24 protein-coding genes are annotated in these 25,770 nt (G+C 33.1%); 2 read left to right on the forward strand and 22 right to left on the reverse strand.

Annotation, left to right across the window (positions count from 1 at the left end; translation table 11 throughout):
* Positions 1–80 precede the first annotated feature (80 nt).
* From dnaI to B6K90_RS14105, 13 genes are all read right to left on the reverse strand, one after another.
* Positions 81–1,016, reverse strand: coding sequence for a primosomal protein DnaI (gene dnaI, locus B6K90_RS14045; protein ID WP_088013417.1), 936 nt, complete (start codon positions 1,014–1,016; stop codon positions 81–83).
* Between the two features lie 14 nt (positions 1,017–1,030).
* Entirely contained in the window at positions 1,031–2,458 is a 1,428-nt protein-coding gene (locus tag B6K90_RS14050) for a replication initiation and membrane attachment family protein (RefSeq protein WP_088013418.1), read from the reverse strand.
* A gap of 36 nt (positions 2,459–2,494) precedes the next feature.
* Entirely contained in the window at positions 2,495–2,965 is a 471-nt protein-coding gene (gene nrdR / locus B6K90_RS14055) for a transcriptional regulator NrdR (RefSeq protein ID WP_088013419.1), read from the reverse strand.
* 302 nt (positions 2,966–3,267) lie between these two features.
* Positions 3,268–3,654 carry an adenosylmethionine decarboxylase gene (gene speD, locus B6K90_RS14060; RefSeq protein WP_088013420.1) on the reverse strand — a complete coding sequence of 129 codons (387 nt, stop codon included), beginning with the start codon at positions 3,652–3,654 and terminating at the stop codon, positions 3,268–3,270.
* A gap of 441 nt (positions 3,655–4,095) precedes the next feature.
* A complete protein-coding gene (locus B6K90_RS14065) occupies positions 4,096–5,115 on the reverse strand; it encodes a glyceraldehyde-3-phosphate dehydrogenase (RefSeq protein ID WP_088013421.1) in 1,020 nt (339 codons plus the stop codon).
* 92 nt (positions 5,116–5,207) lie between these two features.
* Complete coding sequence (gene coaE / locus B6K90_RS14070; RefSeq protein WP_088013422.1) at positions 5,208–5,804, reverse strand: dephospho-CoA kinase; 597 nt, start codon at positions 5,802–5,804, stop codon at positions 5,208–5,210.
* 76 nt (positions 5,805–5,880) lie between these two features.
* Complete coding sequence (ytaF, locus tag B6K90_RS14075; RefSeq protein ID WP_088013423.1) at positions 5,881–6,525, reverse strand: sporulation membrane protein YtaF; 645 nt, start codon at positions 6,523–6,525, stop codon at positions 5,881–5,883.
* A 58-nt stretch (positions 6,526–6,583) separates the two neighbouring features.
* Positions 6,584–7,417 (reverse strand): DNA-formamidopyrimidine glycosylase, encoded by an 834-nt coding sequence (mutM, locus tag B6K90_RS14080; RefSeq protein ID WP_088013424.1) that lies wholly within the window; start codon positions 7,415–7,417, stop codon positions 6,584–6,586.
* Between the two features lie 19 nt (positions 7,418–7,436).
* Entirely contained in the window at positions 7,437–10,061 is a 2,625-nt protein-coding gene (polA, locus tag B6K90_RS14085; RefSeq protein WP_088013425.1) for a DNA polymerase I, read from the reverse strand.
* Positions 10,062–10,306: 245 nt separating this feature from the next.
* Complete coding sequence (locus B6K90_RS14090) at positions 10,307–10,483, reverse strand: DUF4177 domain-containing protein (protein ID WP_167555369.1); 177 nt, start codon at positions 10,481–10,483, stop codon at positions 10,307–10,309.
* 374 nt (positions 10,484–10,857) lie between these two features.
* Positions 10,858–12,624 carry a two-component system histidine kinase PnpS gene (gene pnpS, locus B6K90_RS14095; RefSeq protein ID WP_088013427.1) on the reverse strand — a complete coding sequence of 589 codons (1,767 nt, stop codon included), beginning with the start codon at positions 12,622–12,624 and terminating at the stop codon, positions 10,858–10,860.
* Positions 12,617–13,333, reverse strand: coding sequence for a response regulator transcription factor (locus B6K90_RS14100; RefSeq protein WP_088013428.1), 717 nt, complete (start codon positions 13,331–13,333; stop codon positions 12,617–12,619). The genes pnpS and B6K90_RS14100 overlap by 8 nt, the downstream gene beginning before the upstream one ends.
* A 186-nt stretch (positions 13,334–13,519) precedes the next feature.
* On the reverse strand, positions 13,520–13,990 hold the full coding sequence (locus B6K90_RS14105) for a MaoC/PaaZ C-terminal domain-containing protein (protein ID WP_088013429.1): 471 nt from the start codon (positions 13,988–13,990) through the stop codon (positions 13,520–13,522).
* A gap of 335 nt (positions 13,991–14,325) precedes the next feature.
* Here B6K90_RS14105 and B6K90_RS14110 point away from each other — a divergent pair, with 335 nt between their 5' ends.
* Entirely contained in the window at positions 14,326–14,790 is a 465-nt protein-coding gene (locus B6K90_RS14110) for a phage tail protein (RefSeq protein WP_088013430.1), read from the forward strand.
* A 61-nt stretch (positions 14,791–14,851) separates the two neighbouring features.
* Here the strand turns inward: B6K90_RS14110 and mdh are convergent, their stop codons facing one another.
* The 4 genes from mdh to B6K90_RS14130 form a co-directional block, all read right to left on the reverse strand.
* Positions 14,852–15,790, reverse strand: coding sequence for a malate dehydrogenase (gene mdh / locus B6K90_RS14115; protein ID WP_088013431.1), 939 nt, complete (start codon positions 15,788–15,790; stop codon positions 14,852–14,854).
* Between the two features lie 36 nt (positions 15,791–15,826).
* Entirely contained in the window at positions 15,827–17,107 is a 1,281-nt protein-coding gene (icd, locus tag B6K90_RS14120; protein WP_088013432.1) for an NADP-dependent isocitrate dehydrogenase, read from the reverse strand.
* A 134-nt stretch (positions 17,108–17,241) separates the two neighbouring features.
* Positions 17,242–18,360 carry a citrate synthase gene (gene citZ / locus B6K90_RS14125; protein WP_088013433.1) on the reverse strand — a complete coding sequence of 373 codons (1,119 nt, stop codon included), beginning with the start codon at positions 18,358–18,360 and terminating at the stop codon, positions 17,242–17,244.
* 175 nt (positions 18,361–18,535) lie between these two features.
* Positions 18,536–18,994 (reverse strand): DUF441 domain-containing protein, encoded by a 459-nt coding sequence (locus B6K90_RS14130; RefSeq protein WP_088013434.1) that lies wholly within the window; start codon positions 18,992–18,994, stop codon positions 18,536–18,538.
* 124 nt (positions 18,995–19,118) lie between these two features.
* On the opposite strand from B6K90_RS14130, the gene ytvI reads away from it, so the two are divergent.
* Positions 19,119–20,231, forward strand: a complete 1,113-nt coding sequence (gene ytvI, locus B6K90_RS14135; RefSeq protein ID WP_088013435.1) for a sporulation integral membrane protein YtvI — start codon at positions 19,119–19,121, stop codon at positions 20,229–20,231.
* 114 nt (positions 20,232–20,345) lie between these two features.
* On the opposite strand, the gene B6K90_RS14140 is transcribed toward ytvI, so the two are convergent.
* The 5 genes from B6K90_RS14140 to accD form a co-directional block, all read right to left on the reverse strand.
* Positions 20,346–20,741, reverse strand: a complete 396-nt coding sequence (locus tag B6K90_RS14140) for an FxsA family protein (RefSeq protein WP_088013436.1) — start codon at positions 20,739–20,741, stop codon at positions 20,346–20,348.
* Between the two features lie 97 nt (positions 20,742–20,838).
* On the reverse strand, positions 20,839–22,593 hold the full coding sequence (gene pyk, locus B6K90_RS14145; protein WP_088013437.1) for a pyruvate kinase: 1,755 nt from the start codon (positions 22,591–22,593) through the stop codon (positions 20,839–20,841).
* A 79-nt stretch (positions 22,594–22,672) separates the two neighbouring features.
* Entirely contained in the window at positions 22,673–23,632 is a 960-nt protein-coding gene (gene pfkA, locus B6K90_RS14150; protein WP_088013438.1) for a 6-phosphofructokinase, read from the reverse strand.
* A 244-nt stretch (positions 23,633–23,876) separates the two neighbouring features.
* Entirely contained in the window at positions 23,877–24,833 is a 957-nt protein-coding gene (gene accA / locus B6K90_RS14155; protein ID WP_407920525.1) for an acetyl-CoA carboxylase carboxyl transferase subunit alpha, read from the reverse strand.
* Positions 24,833–25,633, reverse strand: a complete 801-nt coding sequence (gene accD, locus B6K90_RS14160) for an acetyl-CoA carboxylase, carboxyltransferase subunit beta (protein ID WP_088013621.1) — start codon at positions 25,631–25,633, stop codon at positions 24,833–24,835. The genes accA and accD overlap by 1 nt, the downstream gene beginning before the upstream one ends.
* Positions 25,634–25,770: the final 137 nt, after the last annotated feature.

Consider the following 25,770-nt stretch of genomic DNA (forward strand, 5'->3'; position numbering starts at 1 on the left):
CTATATATATTAAAGAAATAATTAAAAAATGACGCAAAATCACTTAGTAATTTGTGATTTTACGCCATTTTTTGTTTTTTTTATGAATGTCTTAAATTTGAACCCGAAATCTTAACTGGTTTTGCTAAAAATTTAACTCGATCTACAATACGTGCTGCTTTAACTCTTTCTTCTTCTCCGCGTTGAGAATATGTTAAGTGATGCTCTAACTGATTTAAATCAGCATTAGATGTAAAGAAAGTAGGCAATTTTTCTAGCATACGGTATTGAAGAATGGTGCCTAATATTTCATCTCTTGCCCAACTAGACATTTGTTCTGCACCAATATCATCTAACATAAGAACTTCCACTTTTTTAACAGCTTCAATTTTTTCCTCTAACGTACCTTCACTAATAGAGCTTTTTAGTTCACGTAAAAATTCTGGTAAATAAACAAGCATAGAAGTTATTTCTTCCTCTGCTAGTTCATTTGCTATCGCTCCAAGAATAAACGTTTTTCCTACCCCAAATGGACCATGTAAATATAAACCTTGAGCCATTTTTCCTTTTTCATAGTTCATAATAAACTGTCTTGCAGCAGAAATTGCTTCAAAACGGCCAGGGTCTTCTAAAGACAAGTTTGACATTGAAGCTTGAAGCACGTCCTTTGGTAAGTACATGCATTTTATCAATGACTCATGTTTTTTGCGTTTATCATTTTTAACACCATTTGGACAACGATCATATTGAACATCGATGCGTTTGCCTTGAATAATCAAGTGAGGATGATAACCATGCACCATATTTTTACATTCATTAAAAGATGGGCAATCTTCACAATTTACGCTTTGTCCAATATATTCATATAGCTTAACTAGGCTACTATCAATCATTTGTTCCGTAATTTCATTTTTGTGCTCATCTAAAAACGAAATTATTTTTGGGTGACTACGGACTTCTTGTCGCATTTTTTGAAATGTGTCCTGGAATTGTTTGTTTTTCATTAATGCACTAAATGCGTTTTGAATAGGTTCCATTAGCGTCCTCCCATTTAACGTTTCTTTTTATTTTTAAACATTTCTAGTTCTTTTTCTAATCGTTTTCGTTCTTCATCTATCGAAGAATCATTATTTTTATTTTGAGTTGCTTGTGCATTCTGTGAATCATTCGATTCATTTGATTGAAGCCAGTCAGGTACAATCTCAGTTCGAATTGTTTTATTTCGCCTATTACTTGAGCGAGCTTTAGCAGCAGTAGCACTCTGTTTAGTTTCTTCAAACTCTTTACGTGCAAGATCCATAGCCTGTTTAACTGTTATTACACCTTTTCGTGCCCAATGACTAGCTATCTTAATTACGTAATTTCTAGAAAGTTTTTTATCTAAACGGATCATTACATAATCAATTAACACATTTGCGACTCCAGGTAGAAGCTTTTGATCAATCATAATCTCTTCAATAATTTTCAAATCAGCTTCACTTGGTTCAGCTCCACCAGATATCTCCTTAAGGTACCTGCGAGGAGATATTGTTTCAAAGCAATGAATTAATTTTTCTTCTTGAGTTAATGGCTCCTGGACCATTTGCCTATGCTGGATTGGTTGAACCTTTTCTACGATCGTAGGCAGAGCTTCATGATGTTGGAATTGATACCAGTCCCTTGCTTCAAGTCGAAGAGTCTCAATATTAATTTTATTATTTTCATTTAATGAGCGCATAACAATCGTTTTCATTTGGATTGGATTTATTCCATATAAAAATGCAAGTTTTAAAATAGTTTCTTTTACTTCTGTAGTAAATGCTCTTTTTGGAACAAACGAATCAGAAAGTCCATCTAAAAATAAAGCATAGTCAAACTCTTCCATTTTGACAGATATTTTAATTGGCTGATTATCTTGTAAAATTCTAGTATCATTAGACGTAGAAAGATCGTTACTTTGCTGAATTTCATTTAATTGCTCAACTGTAATTGCTTGGAATACCGAATCAAATGAACGTGAAATCTCACGAAACCCTTCTTTCGAAAATGCTTGTCTACTAAAAAAGGTTTTAGTTCGTTGATATTGTGTTTTTCCAATTGTTTTAAATAGAAAGATATTTAGGATAGGGTCTTCGAAAAAAGAATGAGGATCTAGCGGAGATTGAAGCTCATAAAGAAGCTTTTTTGTACTATTTTCAAATCCTTCATAAACTTTAAGTAAGCCGATTCCTTCAAGGATTAATCTTTGTTCATAAATTGATTTTAAATTGCTTTTCATTCCAAGCATTAAAGAATGATGTGTTAACGTATTAGGATTAAGGTCCGTTTGCTCACATTCACTCCATAGTGTCATATATAAACTTAAAGCTTGACTACCAATTATTGGTTGATACAACATCGTCAATACTTGCCTATGAAAATTATGTAAATACCCAGCTGCCATTACAGTATAAGGATCCGCAGGTAGAACATCCATCCAATGTTGCTTATCAATAGACATTCAAACATTCCTTTCTTGTATCAAAAGAGCGAAGTATTATTCGTCTTTACCTCGCTCTTTGTTAATTAAATCTTTTAATTCATCAATGAATACATTAATATCTTTAAATTGACGATAAACAGACGCAAATCGTACGTATGCAACTTCATCAACCTTAGATAAATGCTCCATTACCATTTCGCCTAGAACTTCACTCGGAACTTCTGATGTTCCACTATTTTTCAGTTCTTTTTCAATGCTATGAATAATGTCTTCTAGCTGAGATAAAGAGACAGGGCGTTTTTCACACGCTTTAATCAGTCCCCTTAACATCTTATCTTTACTAAATTCTTCACGAGCTCCCTCTTTTTTTACAACTAAAATAGGATTATCTTCAACTCGCTCGAAAGTTGTAAAACGATGCTGACATTCTTCACATTCACGTCTTCTTCTAATTGAACGACCATCATCAACTGGTCTACTATCAAGTACTCTTGTCCCATTAAAGTTACACGTTGGACATCTCATCGTTATAGTTCAACTCCAAACACTTAATTGTTTAAACGTATTATTATAACTCTATACTATAACAAATTCAAAATAAACTAAAGTTTATTTCGTGCTGTTGAATAAGAAGTTGTTAATTCAATGGAAATATTTTTCACTATGTAAAGCTAGTTCATTCTCCAAAAGAAGAGTATTGAAAACTAGATGGTTTAATTAATCTAATTTTCGCTTCATATATAACCTAAACGAGGCATTATGCCATCCTATTTAAATTAATTTAAAAACAAAAAAGAGAGATGAAAAATCACCTCTCTCAATTTTCTTTAGTTACCATTTACAACTTTTACATTATCAACTTGAATGGGACCCATTCCTCTTGGTAACTCAACGTTTTCGCGAGTATCAGCTTCTAAAGCTTCAGCGATAAAGTTTGCAGCTACATTCGGATCAATTCTATCACCGCAAGTGTAAACATCAATACTTGCATAACCATGCTCAGGAAAACTGTGAATAGTTAAGTGTGATTCTGAAATGATTACGACACCACTAACGCCATGAGGAGCGAACTTGTGAAAAGCAACTTCACGAACTTCTGCACCAGAGCGTAACGCAGCATCAACAAAAGTCTCCTCAATAAATTTCATATCATTTAATTTTTCTGTATTGCAACCCCATAGTTCTGAAATGACGTGACGACCCATAGTATCCATATTCATTTCCCCCTTAAAATAATTTGTCATGACTTCTATTGCGAAAGTATGATCAACTACCACGGGGGAAAGTTAGTCCAAAGAGGTCCTAACCCTTTAAGTAATTAGTTATACTTTTAGAAGTTCACGAAAGTTAGTATACTTTTTTTAAATTTGAATTGCAAGATAAATTTTATTTTTTTGTTATTTACTAAATTAATTGTGAAGAAAATAAGTCTGGAAGAGCATAGATGCATGTATAACAAGGAAAGCAAAGCAGGCATATGTAGTGGTAATTAACGTTCTTTTTTCTTAGATATTAAGTCACATACATTCCTTCTATATAGTCGAAAATTCACATTGCCTCTTAATGTGACATACAACTTCAAAAAGACTAACCAGATAAACTAGTTAGCCTTTTGTATTCGTTTACAATTTTTTATAAGTACAATATTTTAATGATTAAACAGTTTCAAGCTTTTTTATTTTAGTTGCAACGATTGACACTAAGTCAACTACGCGTCTTGAGTAGCCCCACTCATTATCATACCAAGCTAATACTTTTACTTTTGTACCATCGATGACCATTGTAGAAAGAGAATCGATAATTGCTGAGTGTGTATTTGTATTAAAATCAATTGATACTAATGGCTCGTTACAATATTCGATAATTCCGTGCATTGAAGCTTTAGAAGCCGTTTCAAACACTTCATTAATTTCTTCAACAGTTACTTCTCTCTTTAAGTCAACAACTAAGTCAACAAGTGATACGTTTGGAGTAGGTACACGTAAAGCCATACCATGTAACTTTCCATTTAAATGTGGAAGTACTTTAGATAATGCTTTTGCTGCTCCTGTAGTTGTTGGAATAATTGATTGACTGCAAGCACGTGCACGACGTAAATCTTTATGTGGATTATCAATATTTTTTTGATCATTTGTAAATGAATGAACTGTTGTCATTAATCCATTAACAATACCAAACTGCTCATCTAATACTTTTACAACTGGCGCTAAACAGTTAGTTGTACAAGATGCGTTTGAAATAATATGATGATTTTCTAGGTCTAATTTATCATCATTTACACCGATTACTACTGTAATATCTTCATTTTTACCTGGTGCTGTTAAAATTACTTTTTGAGCTCCAGCTGTAATATGCATTTTTGCTTTTTCAGCATCATTAAATTTTCCAGTTGCTTCAATTACGATATCAACATTTAGCTCGTTCCATGGAAGTAACTCAGGATTTCTTTCACTAATTAATTCAACACGCTTACCATCAACGATTAAATGATCTGCATTTGCAATTACTTCACCATCAAACTTGCCGTGAACTGTATCATATTTAATTAAGTGCGCTAAAGTTTCAGAAGGATAACTTGCATTAATTGCAACGATATTATAATCTCCATTTTTAATTGCTTGACGGAAAACCATGCGTCCAATTCGACCAAATCCATTTATTGCTACATTTACCATAAGTAAACCCCCAATTAAGTTATACTGTTTATTATCTCCCTGCAATTAGTATAACACATAACTCGGATTTTGGTTAAACTATTTACATTATTTTATGAAATAATTTTATTTAATAGGTCTTTAACTTGTCTTTTTGTATCCTCAAAGTCTCCATTGTTATTTATTACATAGTCAGCTCGTGCCGCTTTTTCTTTTACTGGTATTTGAGATGCTATACGTAATAGTGCATCTTCCTTCGATAAACCATTACGATTCATCAAACGCTTTAGTTGATTTTCTTCCGACACTGTCACTACAATCACTTTTTCCACCAATTCAATCGAGTTACCCTCATATAAAAGAGGAATATCTAAAATAACAAGTGGTTCACCTTGTTTTATGTATCGATCTGCTTGTTGTTTCATTTCTCGTCTTACTTCTGGATGTACTATTTCATTAAGTTGTAAGCGCTTTTCTTTATTATTAAAAATAATACTTCCGAGAAGTGGTCGATTAATTTCTCCAGAATTTAAAAGAATCTCACTTCCGAAAGCTTCGATGATTTTTTTATAAGCTGGTTGTCCAATTTCAACAACTTTTTTTGCAATTACGTCTGCATCAACAATTGGAACATTTAATTCCTTTAAGAAATTGGAAACCGTACTTTTTCCACTTGCAATGCTACCAGTTAGTCCAAAAATTTTACCCATTTATTAATCTCCTTACACTTGATAAAGAGGACCAAATGGAATAAATCCATTCGGATACACTCTTTCATTTTTTTTACTACATCTTCATTAATCCAATCAATATTAAAAAGATACCTGGTAAAAAAGTTAACTTTTGAAGCCATAATGTTTTCGATAACACATTTCCTAATTTCATACCAAATAATAAGAATAAAGCACTTGCAGTAGATGTTACGAGTGCCGTCAATAGTGGAGAAAATCCAAGTAATGATGCACCTATACCAGCCCCAAAGGCATCAAGTGAAAGTGCAAACCCAAGTAACATTGCTTCCAATCCATTAATACTACCAGAACGATCTATGTCTGCAGTTGTAGGCTTCTTTAAAATTTTTACGACTACACCTAGAATTTCAAATTCCCAATCAATTCCTTTATCTTCTATCTCATTCTTTTCTTCTATATTTGATCCTTTATTTGATCGGTAAAATTGAAAAAGTACCCATAAACCTATACATACAAGTACAAATCCTCCGATTCTTTTTGCTATTATTGGTGAAAAAAAGTCTGTAATTGCATGCCCAATCCCCATGGATGTCATTAATATGATCCCTGAACAAGCTGCAATTGTAATAATTGATTTTAAAGGAATTTTTACTTTTCGAAGTCCATAAGTAAATCCAACACTGCAACTATCTAAGCTTAGTGCGCACGCTAGTAGTATTAATGATAGCATATTTACCATAAAAATAGGCCCCTCTCTTTCGTACTCTTGATATAGTATGAAAGAAAGGAACCTTATGTTAATTTTTTTTAGGCTGACAGACCGGACAAAAAGAAGTTCCTCTACCACCAACTGTTATTTTTTCGATTGGTTGGCCGCAATTATGACACTCTAAACCCTTTCGACCATATACCTTAATGATGTCTTGAAAAGTTCCAATTTTCCCTTGTGAATTTACATATGAACGAATTGTGCTTCCACCCAAATCTACAGCCTCTTGTAAAGTTTCTGTAATCGTTTCGGCAAGTAATTTTATTTGTTTAGGCTTTAAAGAAGCTGCTGGTGTTTCCGGATGAATCTTAGCCTTAAACAAAACCTCATCAACATAAATATTGCCTAAACCGACTACTAGTTCCTGATCTAATAGTGTGACTTTAATTTTTCGGTTTGTATTTTTAAGCTTTTTTCTCAAATAATCAGCAGTAAACTCATCGGAAAATGGCTCTGGGCCTAATTTAGCAAGTGGAGGTCCCTCGTTCTCTTCACCTTTATTAAATAAATGCATGGTACCAAATTTACGAACATCTTGATAGCGAAGTTCAGTACCATCTTCAAATAGGAAACGAACATGAGTATGAGGTGCTACAGGTTCTTCTTTTGGAAACACACGAAATTTCCCTTCCATTCTTAAATGAGAAACAAGTGTAAAATCACTTAATTGAAATAGAAGAAACTTACCTCGACGATTTATATTTTCTACTGTTTGACCTTTTAGTAAAATCTGAAACTCATCTACTTCATTAGGTTTCTTTACTATTTTTCCCCATGAGACGATTACTGTTGAGATTGTTTTCCCAACTATTAAACCAAGTAAAGTTCGTCTGACCGTTTCAACTTCTGGTAATTCAGGCATACAAAGTCATCCTATCTATTTATTTTGCTTCAAACCAAGAATCTCCAAAATTATAATCAACCTTTAAAGGAACTATAAGCTCTACTGCATGTTCCATTACTTCTGGTACAATTTTTTCTAAAATTGCTAATTCTTCTTTTGGAGCTTCTAATATTAATTCATCGTGTACTTGTAAAATTAATTTTGCCTGAAGCTTTTCTGCTTTAAGACGCTCATCTAGTAAAATCATAGCCTTTTTAATAATATCCGCAGCACTGCCTTGGATTGGGGTATTCATCGCTGTTCTTTCAGCAAATCCACGAACATTAAAGTTTGAACTTGAAATTTCAGGAATATAACGACGTCTATTTAAGATCGTACTTACAAACCCTTCTAGTTTAGCTTTTTGAACAATATCCGACATATAATCTTTTACTTTTGGAAAACTAGCAAAGTACTTTTCAATAAATGTAGCCGCTTCTTTTCTTGTTATACCTAATCCTTGTGATAATCCATAATCACTAATTCCATATACAATACCAAAGTTAACAGCTTTTGCTTGTCTTCTCATATTACTCGTTACCTCATCAGCACTAACATGGAAAACATCCATTGCAGTCTTTGTATGAACATCAAAGTCATTTTTAAATGCATCCATTAAATTATCATCTTGTGCTATATGAGCCAATACTCTTAATTCAATTTGAGAATAATCGGCAGCAAAGATAAGCCAGTCTTTTTTAGATGCTACAAAAGCTTTTCTAATTTTTCTACCTTCTTCTAAACGAATAGGAATGTTTTGCAGGTTAGGATCAATTGAGCTTAAACGCCCAGTTTGTGCTAATACTTGATTAAATCGAGTGTGAACCTTGGAATCAGATTCATTTATCACTTTTAATAAGCCTTCTACATAAGTAGAATTTAATTTTCCAACTTGACGATAGTGAAGAATTAATCGAATGATTTCATGTTCTGCCTCTAGTTTTTCAAGCACATCAGCAGAAGTGGAATAACCTGTTTTTGTTTTTTTACCAGATGGTAAATTTAATTTTTCAAATAATATTACACCTAATTGCTTAGGTGAATTAATATTGAATTTTTCACCAGCTAGCTCGTAAATCTTCTCTTCAAGTTCTTTTAGCGTATTAGCCAGCTCTGAACCCATCGTACGAAGAGTCTCTTCTCTAACTGTTACTCCTTCAAATTCCATATCACCTAAAATAAAAGTTAATGGTAATTCTAATTCTGTTAGTAGTTCATATTGACTATTTTTCCGTAATGATTCTTCTAACGTTTCTTTTAATTTGCTAATAGCAATTGTTTTTCGAACAATATATTCAGATAAAACTCCATCTGATGGCTTAGTTTGCTTTGCACCTTTACCGTAAATCGATTCTGCAGTTTGAATTGAAAAATCTATTTTACCATTTACTATATCAGCAAATTCTTTATTAGACTGGGCAGGGTCATATATATATGAAGCAAGTAGAGGATCGAAATTAACACCTTTTAAATTGATTCCTCTCCACTTCAGTGCAACATAAGCACCTTTTGCATCATATACATTCTTTTGAATATGCTCATCTTCAAGCCATTTTTTAAATAGATCCGACTCTAATCCTAATGCTGTTGGGATAAAGAAATGACCTTTTTCATTAGAAAGTCCAAATCCTTGAATTTCTTCTGTATGATAATTTTCACCAATCATTTCAACGATTAAGCTTGAATGATTAGCTAAATGTTTCTCTTCAATTGAATCTAGTACTTCAAAATTAATCTCTTCTAGCTCTTCAATCGATTCTTTAATATCCAATTTGGCTAATAATGATGTAAATCCAAGAGATTTAAAAAATTCCGCTACTTTATTCGTATCAACTTCCGGAACCGTTGTATCATTCACAGTTAATTCAATAGGAGAGTTTTTATTGATTGTAGCTAATTGCTTACTCATTAAGGCTTGATCTTTATTTTCACTTAAATTTTGAAGAAGCTTTGCTCCACTTACTTCCTCTATGTTTTCATAAAGACCTTCTACAGTTTGAAACTGTTTTAAAAGTTTAATTGCAGTCTTTTCCCCAATACCTGGGACACCAGGAATATTATCAGATTTATCACCCATTAATCCTTTCATATCAATAATTTGATCAGGTGTGATTTCATACTTTTCATGAATGGCAGCAGGAGTGAATTCTTCAACTTCTGTAATTCCCTTTTTAGTCATACTTACTGTGATACGGTCATCAACTAGCTGTAATAAATCTCGATCACCTGAGATGACCTTTACTTCATATTCAGCTTTAGAGGCTTGACCTGCAAGTGTACCAATAATATCATCCGCTTCATAATTCTCTAATTCATAACGTGCAATTCCATATGTATCTAATAGCTGGCGAACAAGTGGAAACTGTTCACTTAACTCTGGGGGAGTCTTTTGTCTGCCACCTTTATACTCTTTAAATGTTCTATGTCTAAATGTTGTTTTCCCTGCGTCAAATGCAACAAGCATATGACTTGGTTTTTCATCTTCAAGAATTTTTATTAACATCATTGTAAATCCATAAATTGCATTTGTATGAACACCTTTATCATTACTCAAAAGTGGCAATGCAAAAAAAGCCCTATAGGCAATACTATTCCCGTCAATTAATACCAATTTCTTCTTCAAAATAGATCCCCTTCCTATTACAATTCTCACTCAACTTTTTATGTATTATTTTTAATTCCTATTTTTTCTTTTCATAAAATTAATCATTTACACATTTCCTTGCTCTTTACATTTTAACATGAACTATAAATAAAAGAAAAAGAGGTCGTCTTTGATTCAGGTATATTAAAAGTTTTTATTCACTCAAACTAAAAAGTTGAATAATTTATGACTTTTAAGAATGAATCGTAAGACTACCTCTGTAATTAATTTAGATCGATTTCTCGCTCAAAAATTAGTTCAACACATGAACCTTCTATTGCTTGCTGATTGTTTACAACCTGATGAAGGCGCCAACCACTTTTAGCATAGTTCCCGACTACATCATAATAATGACGATTTGATGATTTAGTATTAACTTTTACAAATTCGTATTCGTACATCTTTATCCACCCTCCGATGTATGATTCAATACTCATAATTTCCCCAAAAATTATAAAAGTAATATGATCAAATAAAGAATACTAAGTCGACTGACAAGCTTTTTAGGTAAAGGTTGAGTCGTAGTTGCACTTGTACTTTTATTCCTAAAATTGGCTACCACGCCGCCAATTTATATTTTCTTAAAGTGCATCAAAAAAGGTATCCACTAGTATGGACACCTTAAAGAAAAAATAAAACCGTTTTAAGTATAAAAAATCCCGGAAGTATAACTACTCCCGGTTTAAGACAACTCCTTGGATGAAGGGGTTTTCATCATAACTATAACAATTTTTTATTAATTATAAATAAATACAATGTAAAATCAATGTAAATGTCACATCGAAATATTTTTGTTTAATGTTACAATGAATGATGTCCCATGGCCTAGTTTACTTTCAACTTCGATTTTGCCTTTATGAGCTTCGACAAGATGTTTTACGATAGCTAGTCCTAAACCTGTCCCTCCAGAGTTCCTACTTCTTGCTTTATCTACTCGGTAAAAACGTTCGAAAATACGAGATATTTCTTCTTTTCCAATTCCAACTCCTGTGTCATTTACCCTTAATACAATATGATCATTTGTTTCAGATGCAGTAATAAATACTTTGCCACCAGCTGGAGTGTAGTGGATTGCGTTATCCACTAAATTAATAATTACTTGTTTTAATCTTAACGCATCAGCATATACAACTAACGGACTATTCAAGTATAATTTGAAGTCTATATTTTTCTCTTCAGCTTTTTGATTAAGCATTTGCTGTACGTCTTCAATAACTTGTTTTGCAGATACTTCTGCAAGATCTAATTTAAAATTCTGTTGCTCAATTTTTGAAAGGTCTAACAAATCTTGAATAAGTGTCTGCATACGATCACTTTCCGTTAAAATAATCGATAAGAAGTTTTTACATAGCTCAGCATTTTCCATTGCTCCATCTAAAAGAGTTTCAGTAAAACCTTTAATAGATGTAATCGGTGTTTTAAGCTCATGAGATACATTTGCAAAAAAATCTTTTCGCACTTGTTCTAATTTCTTCAATTCACTTATGTCATGGAAAACAAGAACGATTCCTTTCCACTCGTGATTTATCCCAATAATTGGTGCACCATAAATTTCAAAATGTTTTCTTTCAATTGATAAGGGTAGAATAATTTGTTTTCTAACTTTTATTTCTTTTAAAAAAATTTCTTCCACAATTTCAATAACTTCTTTATGTTTAAATGCATCATAATAAAGCTCACCCAATATACTTCTCGAGTCAACTTTGAACGTTTCTCGATACGTTTTATTAATTAAGTTTACATGACCTCTACTATTAATTAAAACAACACCGCTCCCGATATTATGGATCAGTGTGTTTAATCGATCTTGCTGCATTTCTTGTTGGCTAGTCATTTCTTGTAAATTCTTTGCTAGTACATTCATTGCTTGACTTAACATTGTTGTAGATTCATTACTTTCAGTTAATGTTCTAGCTTTATAATTCCCTTTAGATAATTCAATTGCAACTTGTGTAATATCTTCAATTGGTTTTGAAAATTGATGCGAGTATCGTATGAGTAAAATTATGATGGCAAATAATACAAAACCTAATAATGAAAATAATAACATCCAAATACTACGATAAACCTCTTTGATAGACTTAGTAGAATAATCAATTATCAAAAATTGCTTATTGCCATGTTTGTCTGTTATTTTCTTGCCATAATATTTAGCTGCAGAATCTTTTTCGTTAAATTTAGCTGCACTCTCTACTTTATCAAGCCGTTCTAAATAAGATTTTAAATTTTTTGATGATATATTCAAATCCACATTCTCATTGCTAGATTTAGCGATAAGATTATAATGATCATCAAATAATATAATATCGATATTTAAGTCCTTTGATATCTTTTTTAACGTTTGATTCGATATATTCTTTGTTAATGGTGTATTCGACTCCATAATTGAGGCAATTAAGTTAGTCTCTCGCTCAATCCTTTGATCATAGTTTGTTAAATAAAAGGATTTAAATATTTGCCCTAGTACGATTCCTAATATAACAAGAATAACGATTATTATTGCTGAAAATCCATAGAGCAATTTTCGATTTAGATTACTCATTTAATCTCGGTTCCTCTAATTTATATCCTAGTCCACGAATTGTTTTTATATAAACTGGTTTTTTCGAGTCTAGTTCTATTTTTTCTCTTAAATGGCTAATATGAACATCGACAATTCGAGTATCTCCAGCAAAATCATAATTCCAAACAGCACTTAATAATTGATCTCGAGTTAAGACTCTACCTTTATTTTTCGTTAAATATAATAATAACTCAAATTCCTTAGGGGTTAATTCTAGTTTTTCACCTTGGAAATATGCTTCATAGTACTCAGGTAAAATTTTTAAATCAGCTATCATTAAAGTGTCAGTGTCGTCGTTTGATTGTACTGGTGTTTCAGTAATTTTAGATCTTCTTAATATCGCTTTAACTCTTGCAACTACTTCTCTTGGGCTAAATGGTTTTGTCATGTAATCATCTGCACCAAGTTCAAGTCCTAACACTTTATCAAATTCATCATCTTTTGCTGTAACCATTAAAATAGGAGTAGTATTTCTTTGAAGTCTTAATTCTTTACATACTTCCATACCATCTTTTTTAGGTAGCATTAAATCTAAAACAATTAATTCTGGCTTTTCCTCTATAGCCTTTTGTAAACCTTCTTCCCCATCAGTTGCTGTAACTACATGAAAGCCAGCTTGTTCTAAGTTAAATTTAATTAAAGTTAAGATATGCTCTTCATCGTCTACTACAAGAATTTTATTGTTCATTTCATATTCCTCCAGGTTATTGTTAAACCCTCATCCATTTGTATCTTATTTTATTTATCTATATCTACTTTTTAATCATACTAAAAATTCTATCAGACGTAAAACGTAAAAAGTAGGGAAATAGGACTGGAAATTGCATATGAAAGTAGAACAACAAAAAAAGAATGTCATTTGACATTCTTTAGGTTAAAAATTTTCATATAGTAAAGCGTTTGATTGGTTTACTGTTGGTGGAATAACTGTCAGTTTTCCATTTGCAATTTCTGTTTGCGTTTTATTTAAAACGCTTACATTAATACATACTTCATTTAAATCTAAATTAATTTCTACTACTTCAAAATGAATGGAGATTGTTTCATTGTGATATACATGTTGATCGAATTGAAGTTCTTTTTTAATAATATGACTTCCTGGGCCAGGTAAATGTTTTGTAACGGCTGCAGAGACTAACCCACTTATAATAAAACTTGGAACAATCGGTTTATTATATTTTGTTTGCGAAGCATAGTTGTATTGAGTATATAACGGATTTGTATCGCCTGTTAAAGCCAGGTATAAGTAAATATGTTTTTCATCAATATGTTCTGTTACAATTAACTTTTCACCAATTGAAATGTCTTCAAGTTTTCGTCCGATTTTTGCTTTTTTAGTTAACATATTAAACCCCCTGTTTATCTTAATATTTTAAAAATTCGATAAACAATAGCAAATTTCCTTCTTAATCGGCAAAATTTTTATAAAAAAACTTATAAAAAAATTTAATAATCTTCAGTCCATATTTTCCCCCTTATGGAAGATAAAATTCTATTTTTCACCTTAATAGCAATTTAAATACACAAAATTACGTACCGACGATTAACAAAAAATACATGCTGTTTGGTGCATAAAAAACTTGTACATACTTATATCGTGAAACGTCATTTCGGAAGCAATATTATTTGGTATAATTTAGTAGATAAAATGTTATTAATAAGTGAAAAGGAGAGATGGAAATGTCCTATAAGGTTGATTTTAAAAATGTGTCTACGGTTGGATTAGAGTCTTCCCCTGTGGCAGATGCACTTGCTGGTTTACGAGCTAATGAAGCACGTTATTTTATGAATAAGTACAAACATGAATTTACGGTTGTACCAGCTAGTGAAAGTCAGGAGACACTTGATTATGTGCACCGAATTTTGAAAGAAGAACGTGATATCGAGTTTGCTGCTAAACCTTTAGAAACTTCTCGTTTTCAAGTAGAAAATATTAAATTTGCATATGTCTTTTATGAGGATGGACTTTCGGTCAATGTTATGTATACGGTTGATGATCCTAAGAAGCGTGCTGTTGGTTTTAAACTTTCTGACGGTATGGAAATACCAATGGAGTTAGTAGAGAAGTTTAAGTTTGCTAGGCAGAAGTCTAAACTAGCTGGAACAATTCGTGGCTCATATTTTGTCATTAAAGGTGAATATTAATTAGGTAAAAAAATTCAAAAGACCCACAAGGTAAATTTTTACTTACCTGTGGGTCTTCTTTTTAAGCTAAAACGTTCATAACGTTTTTGACAGCAGCAACTGAGCGATCTAATGCTGTTTTTTCATCAGCAGTCAAATCTAATTCAATAATTTGTTCAATACCGTTTCCGCCAATAATTGTAGGAACTCCTAAGTATATACCGCTGTACCCATATTCGCCTTCTAAATAAGCAATTGTAGGTAACACGCGACGTTGGTCCTTAAGTATAGCTTCAACCATTTCTACTAAAGATGCTGCAGGTGCATAATAAGCACTTCCGTTACCTAGTAGATTAACGATCTCTCCGCCACCCTTACGAGTACGTTCAACAATAGCATCTAAACGGTCTTTTGGAATTAATTTTTCTAATGGAATACCACCAGCATATGAATAACGAACTAATGGTACCATATCGTCTCCGTGACCACCTAAAACAAATCCAGAAATATCTTTAACAGATAAATTTAATTCTTGAGCTACGAACGTTCTGAAACGAGCTGTGTCAAGAACTCCAGATTGTCCAATTACGCGGTGTTTAGGAAAACCAGCTTCTTTGTATACTGTATAAGTCATTGCATCAACTGGGTTTGTTAAAACAACGATTGTACAGTTAGGAGAGTATTTTACGATTTCACGAGTAACTGCTTTCATGATGTTTGAGTTAGTTGATACTAGATCATCACGGCTCATACCCGGTTTACGAGCGATACCTGCTGTGATTACTACTACATCTGAATCTGCTGTATCAGCATAATCACTAGTACCAATAATGTTAGCATCAAATCCTTGAACTGGACTTGCTTCAAGCATATCTAAGGCTTTACCCTTAGTAGGGTTCTCTAGTTGTGGAATATCCACTATTACTACATCCCCTAATTCTTTTTGTGCAAGCAAGAAAGCTGTTGTAGCACCAGTAAATCCAGCACCTACTACAGAAATTTTACGTCTACGAATTGACATACAAATACCTCCCTTTTGTTTACAAACACAATTTAATTATACAAGAACTGATTCCATATTTGAAATTAATTCGTTTGCAAATTCAGAACATTTCACTTCAGTAGCTCCATCCATTAGACGAGCAAAGTCATAAGTAACAACTTTCGAAGCGATTGTTTTTTCCATAGATTTAAGAATCATAGAAGCTGCTTCATTCCAACCCATATGCTCAAGCATTAATACTCCAGAAAGAATAACTGAAGATGGGTTTACTTTATCTAATCCAGCGTATTTAGGTGCTGTACCATGTGTAGCTTCAAAAATAGCATGTCCAGTTTCGTAGTTGATATTTGCTCCAGGAGCGATACCGATTCCACCAACTTGAGCAGCAAGAGCATCAGAAATATAGTCACCATTTAAGTTCATTGTAGCTACTACATCGAACTCACGTGGTCTAGTTAAGATTTGTTGTAAGAAGATATCAGCAATGCTGTCTTTTACTAGGATTTTACCAGCTTTTTCAGCTTCATCCATCGCTTTGTTAGCTGCATCTTTACCGCTTGTTTCTACAATGCGATCATATTCAGCCCATGTAAATACTTTATCGCCGAATTCTTGCTCACAAACTTCATAACCCCAGTTCTTAAATGCACCTTCAGTAAATTTCATGATATTACCTTTATGAACTAAAGTTAAAGATTTACGGTTTTCTTGAATTGCATAATTAATTGCTGCACGTACAAGACGTTTTGTACCTTCTTCAGAAATTGGTTTAATACCGATACCAGATGTTTCTGGGAAACGGATTTTATTAACACCCATTTCTTTTTGTAAAAATTCTATCACTTTTTGAACTGCTTCAGAACCTTTTTCATATTCGATACCAGCATAGATATCTTCAGTGTTTTCACGGAAGATTACCATGTCTGTATCTTCTGGACGTTTAACTGGTGAAGGTACACCTTCAAAGTAACGTACAGGACGTAAGCATACAAATAAATCTAATTCTTGACGTAGAGCAACGTTTAAAGAACGAATACCACCACCAACAGGAGTTGTTAAAGGTCCTTTAATTGCAATCATATACTCTTCAATTAAATTTAAAGTTTCTTGTGGTAACCATTCTCCAGTAACGTTAAATGCTTTTTCACCAGCAAGAACTTCTTTCCATTCAATTTTACGATTACCATTATATGCTTTTTCTACAGCTGCATCTAATACACGTGAAGATGCTGCCCAAATATCTGGGCCTGTACCGTCGCCTTCAATAAAAGGAATAATTGGATTGTTTGGCACGTTTAATTGGCCGTCTACTAATGTAATTTTTTCAGCTTGCATTACATGCTCCCCCTTGTATAAAAAAATTAAATTCATTAAAATACATGCTTTTGAGAGGAAGATTCCTCTTCCTCTCTTTACTATACCACTATTATTCGAATATTAAATACTATTTTAAGTATTCAATTACTTCTTTACGCACGCTCTTCAATTGGAATGTAAGAGTTTTTCTCTGGTCCTGTATAATCTGCACGCGGACGAATAATACGATTATTTTCATATTGTTCTAAAATGTGAGCAGTCCAACCAGACATACGGCTAATAGCAAAGATTGGAGTAAATAAATCATGTTCAATTCCTAAGCTGTGATAAACAGATGCAGAGTAGAAATCAACATTTGGTGGGATATTCTTTTGAGTTGTAACAAGGTCTTCAATTTTTTCAGACATTGTGTACCATTTTAACTCTCCAGTAATCGCACCTAATTGACGAGACATTTCTTTTAAATGTTTCGCACGTGGGTCCCCACCACGATATACACGATGACCAAATCCCATAATTTTAGCTTTAGCATCCATTTTCTCTTGAATGTAAGATTCAACATTTTCAATCTCACCAATTTCAGCTAACATTTTCATAACGCTTTCATTTGCGCCGCCGTGTAATGGACCTTTTAAAGCACCAATCGCAGCTGTAATACCTGAATAAATATCAGATAATGTAGCTACGCAAACGCGTGCAGTAAAAGTTGAAGCATTTAATTCATGGTCAGCATGTAGTACTAAAGCCTTATTAATCGCTTCTTCTGCAATTTCATTAGGTTTATCACCAGTTAGCATGTATAAGAAGTTAGCTGAGAATGATAAATCTTTATTAGGAGCGACTGGTTCAAGCCCCTGACGGATTCGAGAAAACGCTGCCACAAATGTTGAAATTTTAGCTTGAAGTTGGATTGCTTTAAGATAGTTTGAATCTTTGTCCATTGCTTCAGCATTTTTATCATACAATGCAAGCATTGAAATAACTGTACGTAATACAGTCATAGGATGTACATTTTTTAAATTAGTTGATTTTAAGTAAGTAATAACTTCTTGTGGTAACTCAGCGTTATCTGCTAATTGAGAAGTAAGTTCTTTAAGTTGATCCTTATTTGGTAACTTGCGATGCCATAATAAATATACTACTTCTTCAAAACTTGCATACTCTGCTAATTCATCAATACCGATACCTACATACGTTAATGTATCATCAATAATAGAACTTATAGAAGTCGTAGCTGCTACAACACCCTCTAAACCACTTTTAACTGTCATATTCCCCTCTCTCCTTTACGCAAAAATTTCCCTAGTATTTAATACATACATATACTGGTATAACTCTTTTAAAATACCGAGTATACATAGAAAGGAACCCTACTATCATTTATTATAAACAATAATCTGACTTTTGTGAATGAAAACAATTTACTAAAATATAATTATTATGCAATTACTTAATTAATTCTACAATCCAAATGAATAGATATGCGATTCCAGCTCCTATTAATGGCCCTACTGCAACCCCTTTAAATACTGCTACAGACAGTACAGTACCTAGTACTAATGCAGCTGTTATTTGTGGACTAGTAGCTAATAATTGTACTCCACCTTTTGCCAGCAGAGCCACGGCGATACCAGAGAGTAGTGCAATCCAGGCCACAGGAGTTTTTAATGCATCAATCAAATTTTTAAAACCGATTTCACCAGTCGCGATAGGTACTAATACAGCAATCGTAATAATCGTTACGCCTAAATTAATCCCTTTTGATTGCATGTAAGGAAATACTCGTTCTCCTAGAGGAGTATATTTTAGTACTAACAATACTATAATTGAAATAATTAAAGAGTTATTTTTAGCAATTGCACCAATTAATAATAAAACTAAGAGAAATATTGTCGATTCACTCATTTTGTTAGTATCCCCTTAATGTATAATTTATTAATAAATACTATCAAACTTTACTATTATAAAAAAATAATTCTTGATAAAATAAGACAAGAGGACTCATTTCACATTGGAAGGAGGTAAAAGTTTGAATAGAACTTTAGTTTTTCAGATCATTCGGTTTTTATTTGTAATCGCATGTATTATTTTAGGTCTTTACGTGGCACTATTCATCTCAAAACTTACATACCCTTTCATCATCGCATTTATCATTGCTTACTTTTTAAATCCACTAGTAAATTTATTAAACGAAAAAGCCAGAATACCAAGAGGAATAGCAGCATTTTTATCAATTATTTTACTATTAGCTGTTCTAGCAGGATTATTTACATTACTAATTACGGAAATCATTTCAGGTTCAACCTATTTAATTCAAGTTGTACCAGAAAGCTTTGAACGATTAATTTATTACGTTGAAAATATTGTTACTGATAAAGTGATTCCTTTATATGACTTAATTATGAGTAAATATAGTCAACTCGGTGCTGGGCAACAACAAACGATTCGCACAAATATCCAATCGATTGGCGATTCTGCAATAAATCTAGGTAAAGAAGCATTAAACGGAATTATTGTAGGGATTAAATTAGTAATCTCTTTATTACCAAATACTGCTACCTTAATATTCGTTTCTTTATTAGCAACATTCTTTATTAGTAAAGATTGGTACAAAATAAAAAATTTATTCGCAAAATATACTCCAAATCGAATTCAACATTACAGCAAAACAATCTTTATTGATTTACGAAAAGCTTTATTTGGTTTTATTAAAGCACATATCACTCTTATTTCTATGACGACAGTGCTAGTCTTAATCGGATTATTAATATTAAGAATTCCTTTCGCAATCACTATAGCCATTCTAATCGGCTTCATTGACTTACTTCCTTACTTAGGAACTGGCTTAATTTTCGTACCATGGATCTTATATACATTCCTGTCTAGCGATTATAAATTAACGATTGGTCTCGCAATTTTATATGGTGTCGTAATTGTTCAACGTCAACTTGCTGAGCCAAAAGTTCTATCTTCAAATATTGGACTACAACCACTTCCTACTTTAATCTCGTTATTTGTTGGTTTTAAATTTTTTGGACTACTAGGATTGATTGCCGGTCCAGTAACTTTAGTCGTTTTATCAACTTTGTATCGAGCAAGAGTCTTCCATGAACTTTGGTATTATATTAGAGGTTCAAATTAACTGAAAATCACATAATCTAAAATCAAATTTTTATATCTTTGTAAAATAAAACGAGAAAGCTAACTGCTTTCTCGTTTTTTGTCTCTTATAAAAATCTATTACATTTCCAGTGTTTTATTTCTTTATATATCCAGTCCAAACAACGTTACCTTTAAACTTTTTCATTACAAAATAAAGAAGTCGTTGAACTAACTTGATTCTAATTGGTTTAATTAGCAACACGATTGCAAATAAATCGGTAATTGGTCCCGGAATAAAAAATAGGAGGCCGATTAGAAAAAATGATAATCCTTCTATCATGATTAAATCCGGCATTTTGCCTGCCCGAAGCTGTTCTCCGGCTTGTTGTTTAACTGTAACCCAAACGGTTCTCATGATATAGATACCAATCAAAAGCGTACCAATTAGCCAAAGAAATACTGTTAGAGAACCAATTACTCTACCCAGTAGTGTTAAACAGATTAAATCAATTAATGGGATTAACAAAAGCCAACCAACAAGTTTTTTCATGATAGTTTCACCTCTTGCTTAAAATTAAAATATCTTTAATGATCTAATATGTCAAAAAATAAAGAGAAGGAAACTTTGTCCTTCTCTTTATTATATCTTAAAATATGCTTTTATGTCCTGTACTAACTATTCCTCTAGAAGCATCTACTGTAACTGCTTGACCATTTACTAAGATGTTTGTTGCATTTTCAACTCCAACAATTACTGGAATTCCTAAGCTAACACCTACTACTGCAGCATGGCTAGTTAATCCACCTTCTTCAGTAATAATAGCTGCTGCTCTTTCAATCGCTGGCATCATGTCTCTATCCGTACTATTTGTTACTAGAATACTTCCTGGTGTAACTTTCGAAACAGCTTCTTCACCTGTTTTTGCAATGACAACTTTCCCTGCAGCAGTTTTGCGACCAATACCTTGACCTTGAGCGATCACATCACCAACTACATGAATTTTCATCATATTTGTCATACCTGTTTCACCAATTGGTAATCCAGCAGTAATGATGACAGTATCACCATTTGAAACAAATTTAGCGTCTTGAGCCGCTTCCATAGCATGTTGTAACATTTCATCAGTTGAGTTTGCTCTTTCTCTATATTCAGTTTGAACTCCCCAAACTAAAGTTAAGCGACGACATATACGAATATCAGATGTAATAGCTAAAATTGGAGCTTTTGGACGATATTTTGAAATCATTTTCGCAGTATGTCCACTCTCTGTAGGAGCAATAATTGCAGCTACTTTTAAGTTTAAAGCTGTTGCTGCAACCGATTGACCAATTGCATCTGTAATTGTTCCTTTATTTTCTCTTTGACGCTTTTTAAATAATTCTTCGTATTGTAAGCTTTTTTCAATTCGAAGCGCAATTGAGTTCATCATTGAAACAGATTCGATTGGATATGAACCTGCAGCAGTTTCTCCTGATAACATAATTGCATCAGTTCCATCAAGGATGGCATTTGCAACGTCACTTGCCTCTGCTCGTGTAGGTCGAGGATTTCGTTGCATTGAATCTAACATTTGAGTAGCCGTAATGACTGGCTTACCTAAATTATTACATTTTTTAATTAATAATTTTTGAACGATTGGTACCTCTTCTGGTGGAATTTCTACGCCCATATCACCACGTGCAACCATTAAACCATCTGAAACTTCAAGAATTTCATCTATATTATCGATTCCTTCTTGGTTTTCGATTTTCGGTATAATTTGAATATACTCAGCTCCATGTTTACCTAAAAGCTCACGAATTTCTAAAACGTCAGAAGCTTTACGAACGAAAGATGCAGCAATAAAATCAACATTTTGCTCAATACCAAACTCGATATCACTTATATCTTTTTCTGTAATACCAGGTAAATTCACACGTACATTTGGTACGTTTACACCTTTTTTATTTTTTACTAAACCGCTGTTTAAAATTTTAGTACGAATATCATTTCCTTCAATACCAATTACTTCTAAACCTATTAATCCATCATCGATTAGAATTTTAGATCCAACATGTACGTCGTCTATTAATCCTTCGTAAGATACGGCAAACTTTTCTGCTGTACCCACTACTGGTTCAGTAGTAATAATAACTTCATTTCCAGTTTTTAATTCTGCTTGGCCACCTTCAAAATCTAAAGTACGAATTTCAGGACCTTTTGTATCTAAAAGAATCGCTACAGTTTTACCAGTTTTTTCTGAAGCCTCGCGAATACTTTTAATTCTTGCAGCATGCTCTTCATGAGAACCATGCGAGAAGTTTAAACGTGCTACGTTCATTCCTGCATTAATTAACTCTACTAACTTTTCTACCGATTCACTAGCAGGACCAATCGTACAAACTATTTTTGTTTTACGCATTTTTTACCCTCCAAATTTATATAAAACTCAAAACTATTACGAAATTTATGAAATCGATTGCTCAATTAAATCTACCTAATTAAATTGAAAGTTCTTGAGATAATTGATACATATCTCGATCTAATTCATGCTTTGTAGATAACGCTTCGATAATATCATGGTCAACTAACTTATTATTTTGGATTCCAACACAACGTCCACCTTTGCCCTCCATAAGTAGCTCTACCGCTCTCGCTCCTAAACGACTTGCTAGAACTCGATCCGCAGCACTTGGTGAACCACCACGTTGAACATGACCTAAAACTGTTACACGCGTGTCAAAGTTAGTTCGATCTTGTATTACTTTTCCAATCTCAATTGCGCTTCCGACACCTTCTGCAACTACAATGATACTATGTTTTTTACCACGCTCACTACCACGGTTTAATTTACTAATAATATCATCCATATCATAGTCACATTCAGGTATTAAAATCGTTTCTGCTCCATCAGCTAATCCTGCCCATAATGCAATATCACCTGCATTACGACCCATTACTTCAATTACATATGTACGCTCATGTGATGTTGCTGTATCACGAATTTTATCAATCGCATCAATAACAGTATTTAATGCTGTATCGAATCCAATTGTAAAATCTGTACCTGGAATATCATTATCAATTGTACCAGGAACACCAACGCAAGGATAACCATGTTCAGTCAGCTTTTTTGCACCCTGATATGATCCATCTCCACCAATAACAACTAATCCTTCAATTCCAAACTTTTTAAGTTGTTCAATCCCTTTCATTTGTCCTTCTAACGTTTTAAATTCTGGACAACGTGCGCTAAGTAGTTTAGTCCCTCCACGATGAATAATATCACCAACAGAACCTAATTCCAGCTTTTCGATATTTCCATTAATAAGACCAGAATAACCTTGGTATACACCATATACTTCTAGGCCATGGAAAATCGCTTTTCTTACAACTGCACGTACTGCAGCGTTCATTCCTGGAGAGTCTCCTCCACTAGTTAATACGCCAATTCTTTTCATTATGTATTCACCTCAATAATTTTACCTTATGCATTTATTCATTTAAATAAAGTACCATGTAATACATATTTAAACAATAGAAATAATGTGAACTTTTTCATAAACTTTTTTTAATGAATGAAACACTTTTAAAAGTATGACGACAGTCTTTATGCATATTGCTATTTTTTACTAATTTCTAAAAAAAATACAAAAAGAGCATGCTAACATATTGTTTCACACACTCTAGAAGTTAAACTAAATATTATTGGTTAAAAGAAATTTTTCCTAACTTTGCGTGTTTTTCATATCGTTGTTGAACTAGCTCTTCTTTATCCATAGTTAAAAGTGACTTCAATGTTTCGTATAAATACTTATCGATATACTTAGCTTGTTGTTCAACATCATTTTGTGCTCCACCTTTTACTTCAGGAATAATTTGGTCAACTACACCTAATTCTAATAAGTCTGGAGCTGTAATTTTCATTGTTTCAGCTGCTCTACGTGCTTGTGAAGCATCTTTCCATAATAATGCTGCTGCACCTTCTGGTGAAATAACAGAGTAAGTAGAGTTCTCTAACATCAGTAACTTATTACCAATTCCTAATGCTAACGCTCCACCACTACCACCTTCGCCAATTACAATACAAATAGTAGGTACTTTTAAGCCTGCCATTTCAAAAATATTTCGGGCAATTGCTTCACTTTGCCCACGCTCTTCAGCTGCTTTACCAGGATATGCACCTTTTGTATCGATAAACGCAATAATCGGTCTGTTAAATTTCTCTGCTTGCTTCATTAAACGAAGTGCTTTTCGGTACCCTTCTGGATGTGGCATACCGAAATTACGTCTAATATTTTCTTTTGTATCTTTACCACGTTGATGTCCAACAACAGTAACCGGTAATCCACGGTAAGATGCGATACCTGATACGATTGCAGCATCATCACCGAATAATCGATCACCATGACATTCAAAGAAATCTGTAAATAATCTATTAACATAATCTAATGTAGTTGGTCGTTCTGGATGTCTAGCAACCTGCACACGATCCCAAACTCCCATGTTACCGTATATTTCATTTTCTAAGGTTTTTAAACGTTCTTCTAAACGTCTGATTTCTTCAGAAAAATCAACATCATGTTGACTTGTATAAACCTTTAATTCATCTATTTTTGTCTTTAATTCATGAATCGGTTTTTCAAATTCTAACATAACCACTATTGCAAGACACCCCCTTGATGTAAGTTAAGGATTGTAAATAATTTTGAACGTAATTCTAATCGTGAAATAACTGCATCAAGCTGTCCATGATTTAAAAGGAATTCAGCAGTTTGGAAGTCCTCAGGTAATTCTTCACGGATTGTTTGCTCGATAATACGTCTACCAGCAAAACCAATTAATGCACCAGGTTCAGCAAAATTAAAATCGCCTAAAGATGCAAAACTAGCTGATACTCCACCAGTAGTTGGATTTGTCATAATTGAAATTGCTAAATAACCTAGCTCACTATGCTTTTTTAGCGCAGCACTAGTTTTTGCCATTTGCATTAAACTTAAAATACCCTCCTGCATACGAGCTCCGCCAGATGCAGTAAAAATGATAAATGGTAAACCGTCAGATGAAGCTCTCTCTACTGCACGAGTTATTTTCTCTCCCACAACAGATCCCATGCTGCCCATTCGGAATCTTGCATCCATAACCGCAATTACAACAGGAATTCCGTCGATTTTTCCTTTTCCTGTAACAATTGCCTCGTTAAGCTCTGTTTTTTTACGATCACCTTCAAGCTTCTCTATGTAATCAGGGAAGTGTAAAGGATTCGCAGAAATCATATTTTGATCAAACTCTTCAAAAGTATCTTCATCAATTAAGCTTTCGATTCTTTCGAATGCTGTCATTTGATGGTGATATCCACAACTATTACAAACTTTTAGGTTTTTTATTAATTCTTTTGTAATACTAATTTTTTTACATTTAGGACATTTTGTCATAACACCGTCAGGTAAATCTTGTCTCATTACTTCTGAAGGTATAGATGCATATTTTTTCTTTTTGGAAAATAAGTCTTTTATTTGCAACCTAATTCCTCCTAACTTTTTTAGTACTAAATACTAATAGGATACTATAAATGTTATACACTTTTTGTCAACATTTG

It is taken from the genome of Gottfriedia acidiceleris, from assembly GCF_002128425.1.
Taxonomy (GTDB): Bacteria; Bacillota; Bacilli; order Bacillales; family Bacillaceae_G; genus Gottfriedia; species Gottfriedia acidiceleris.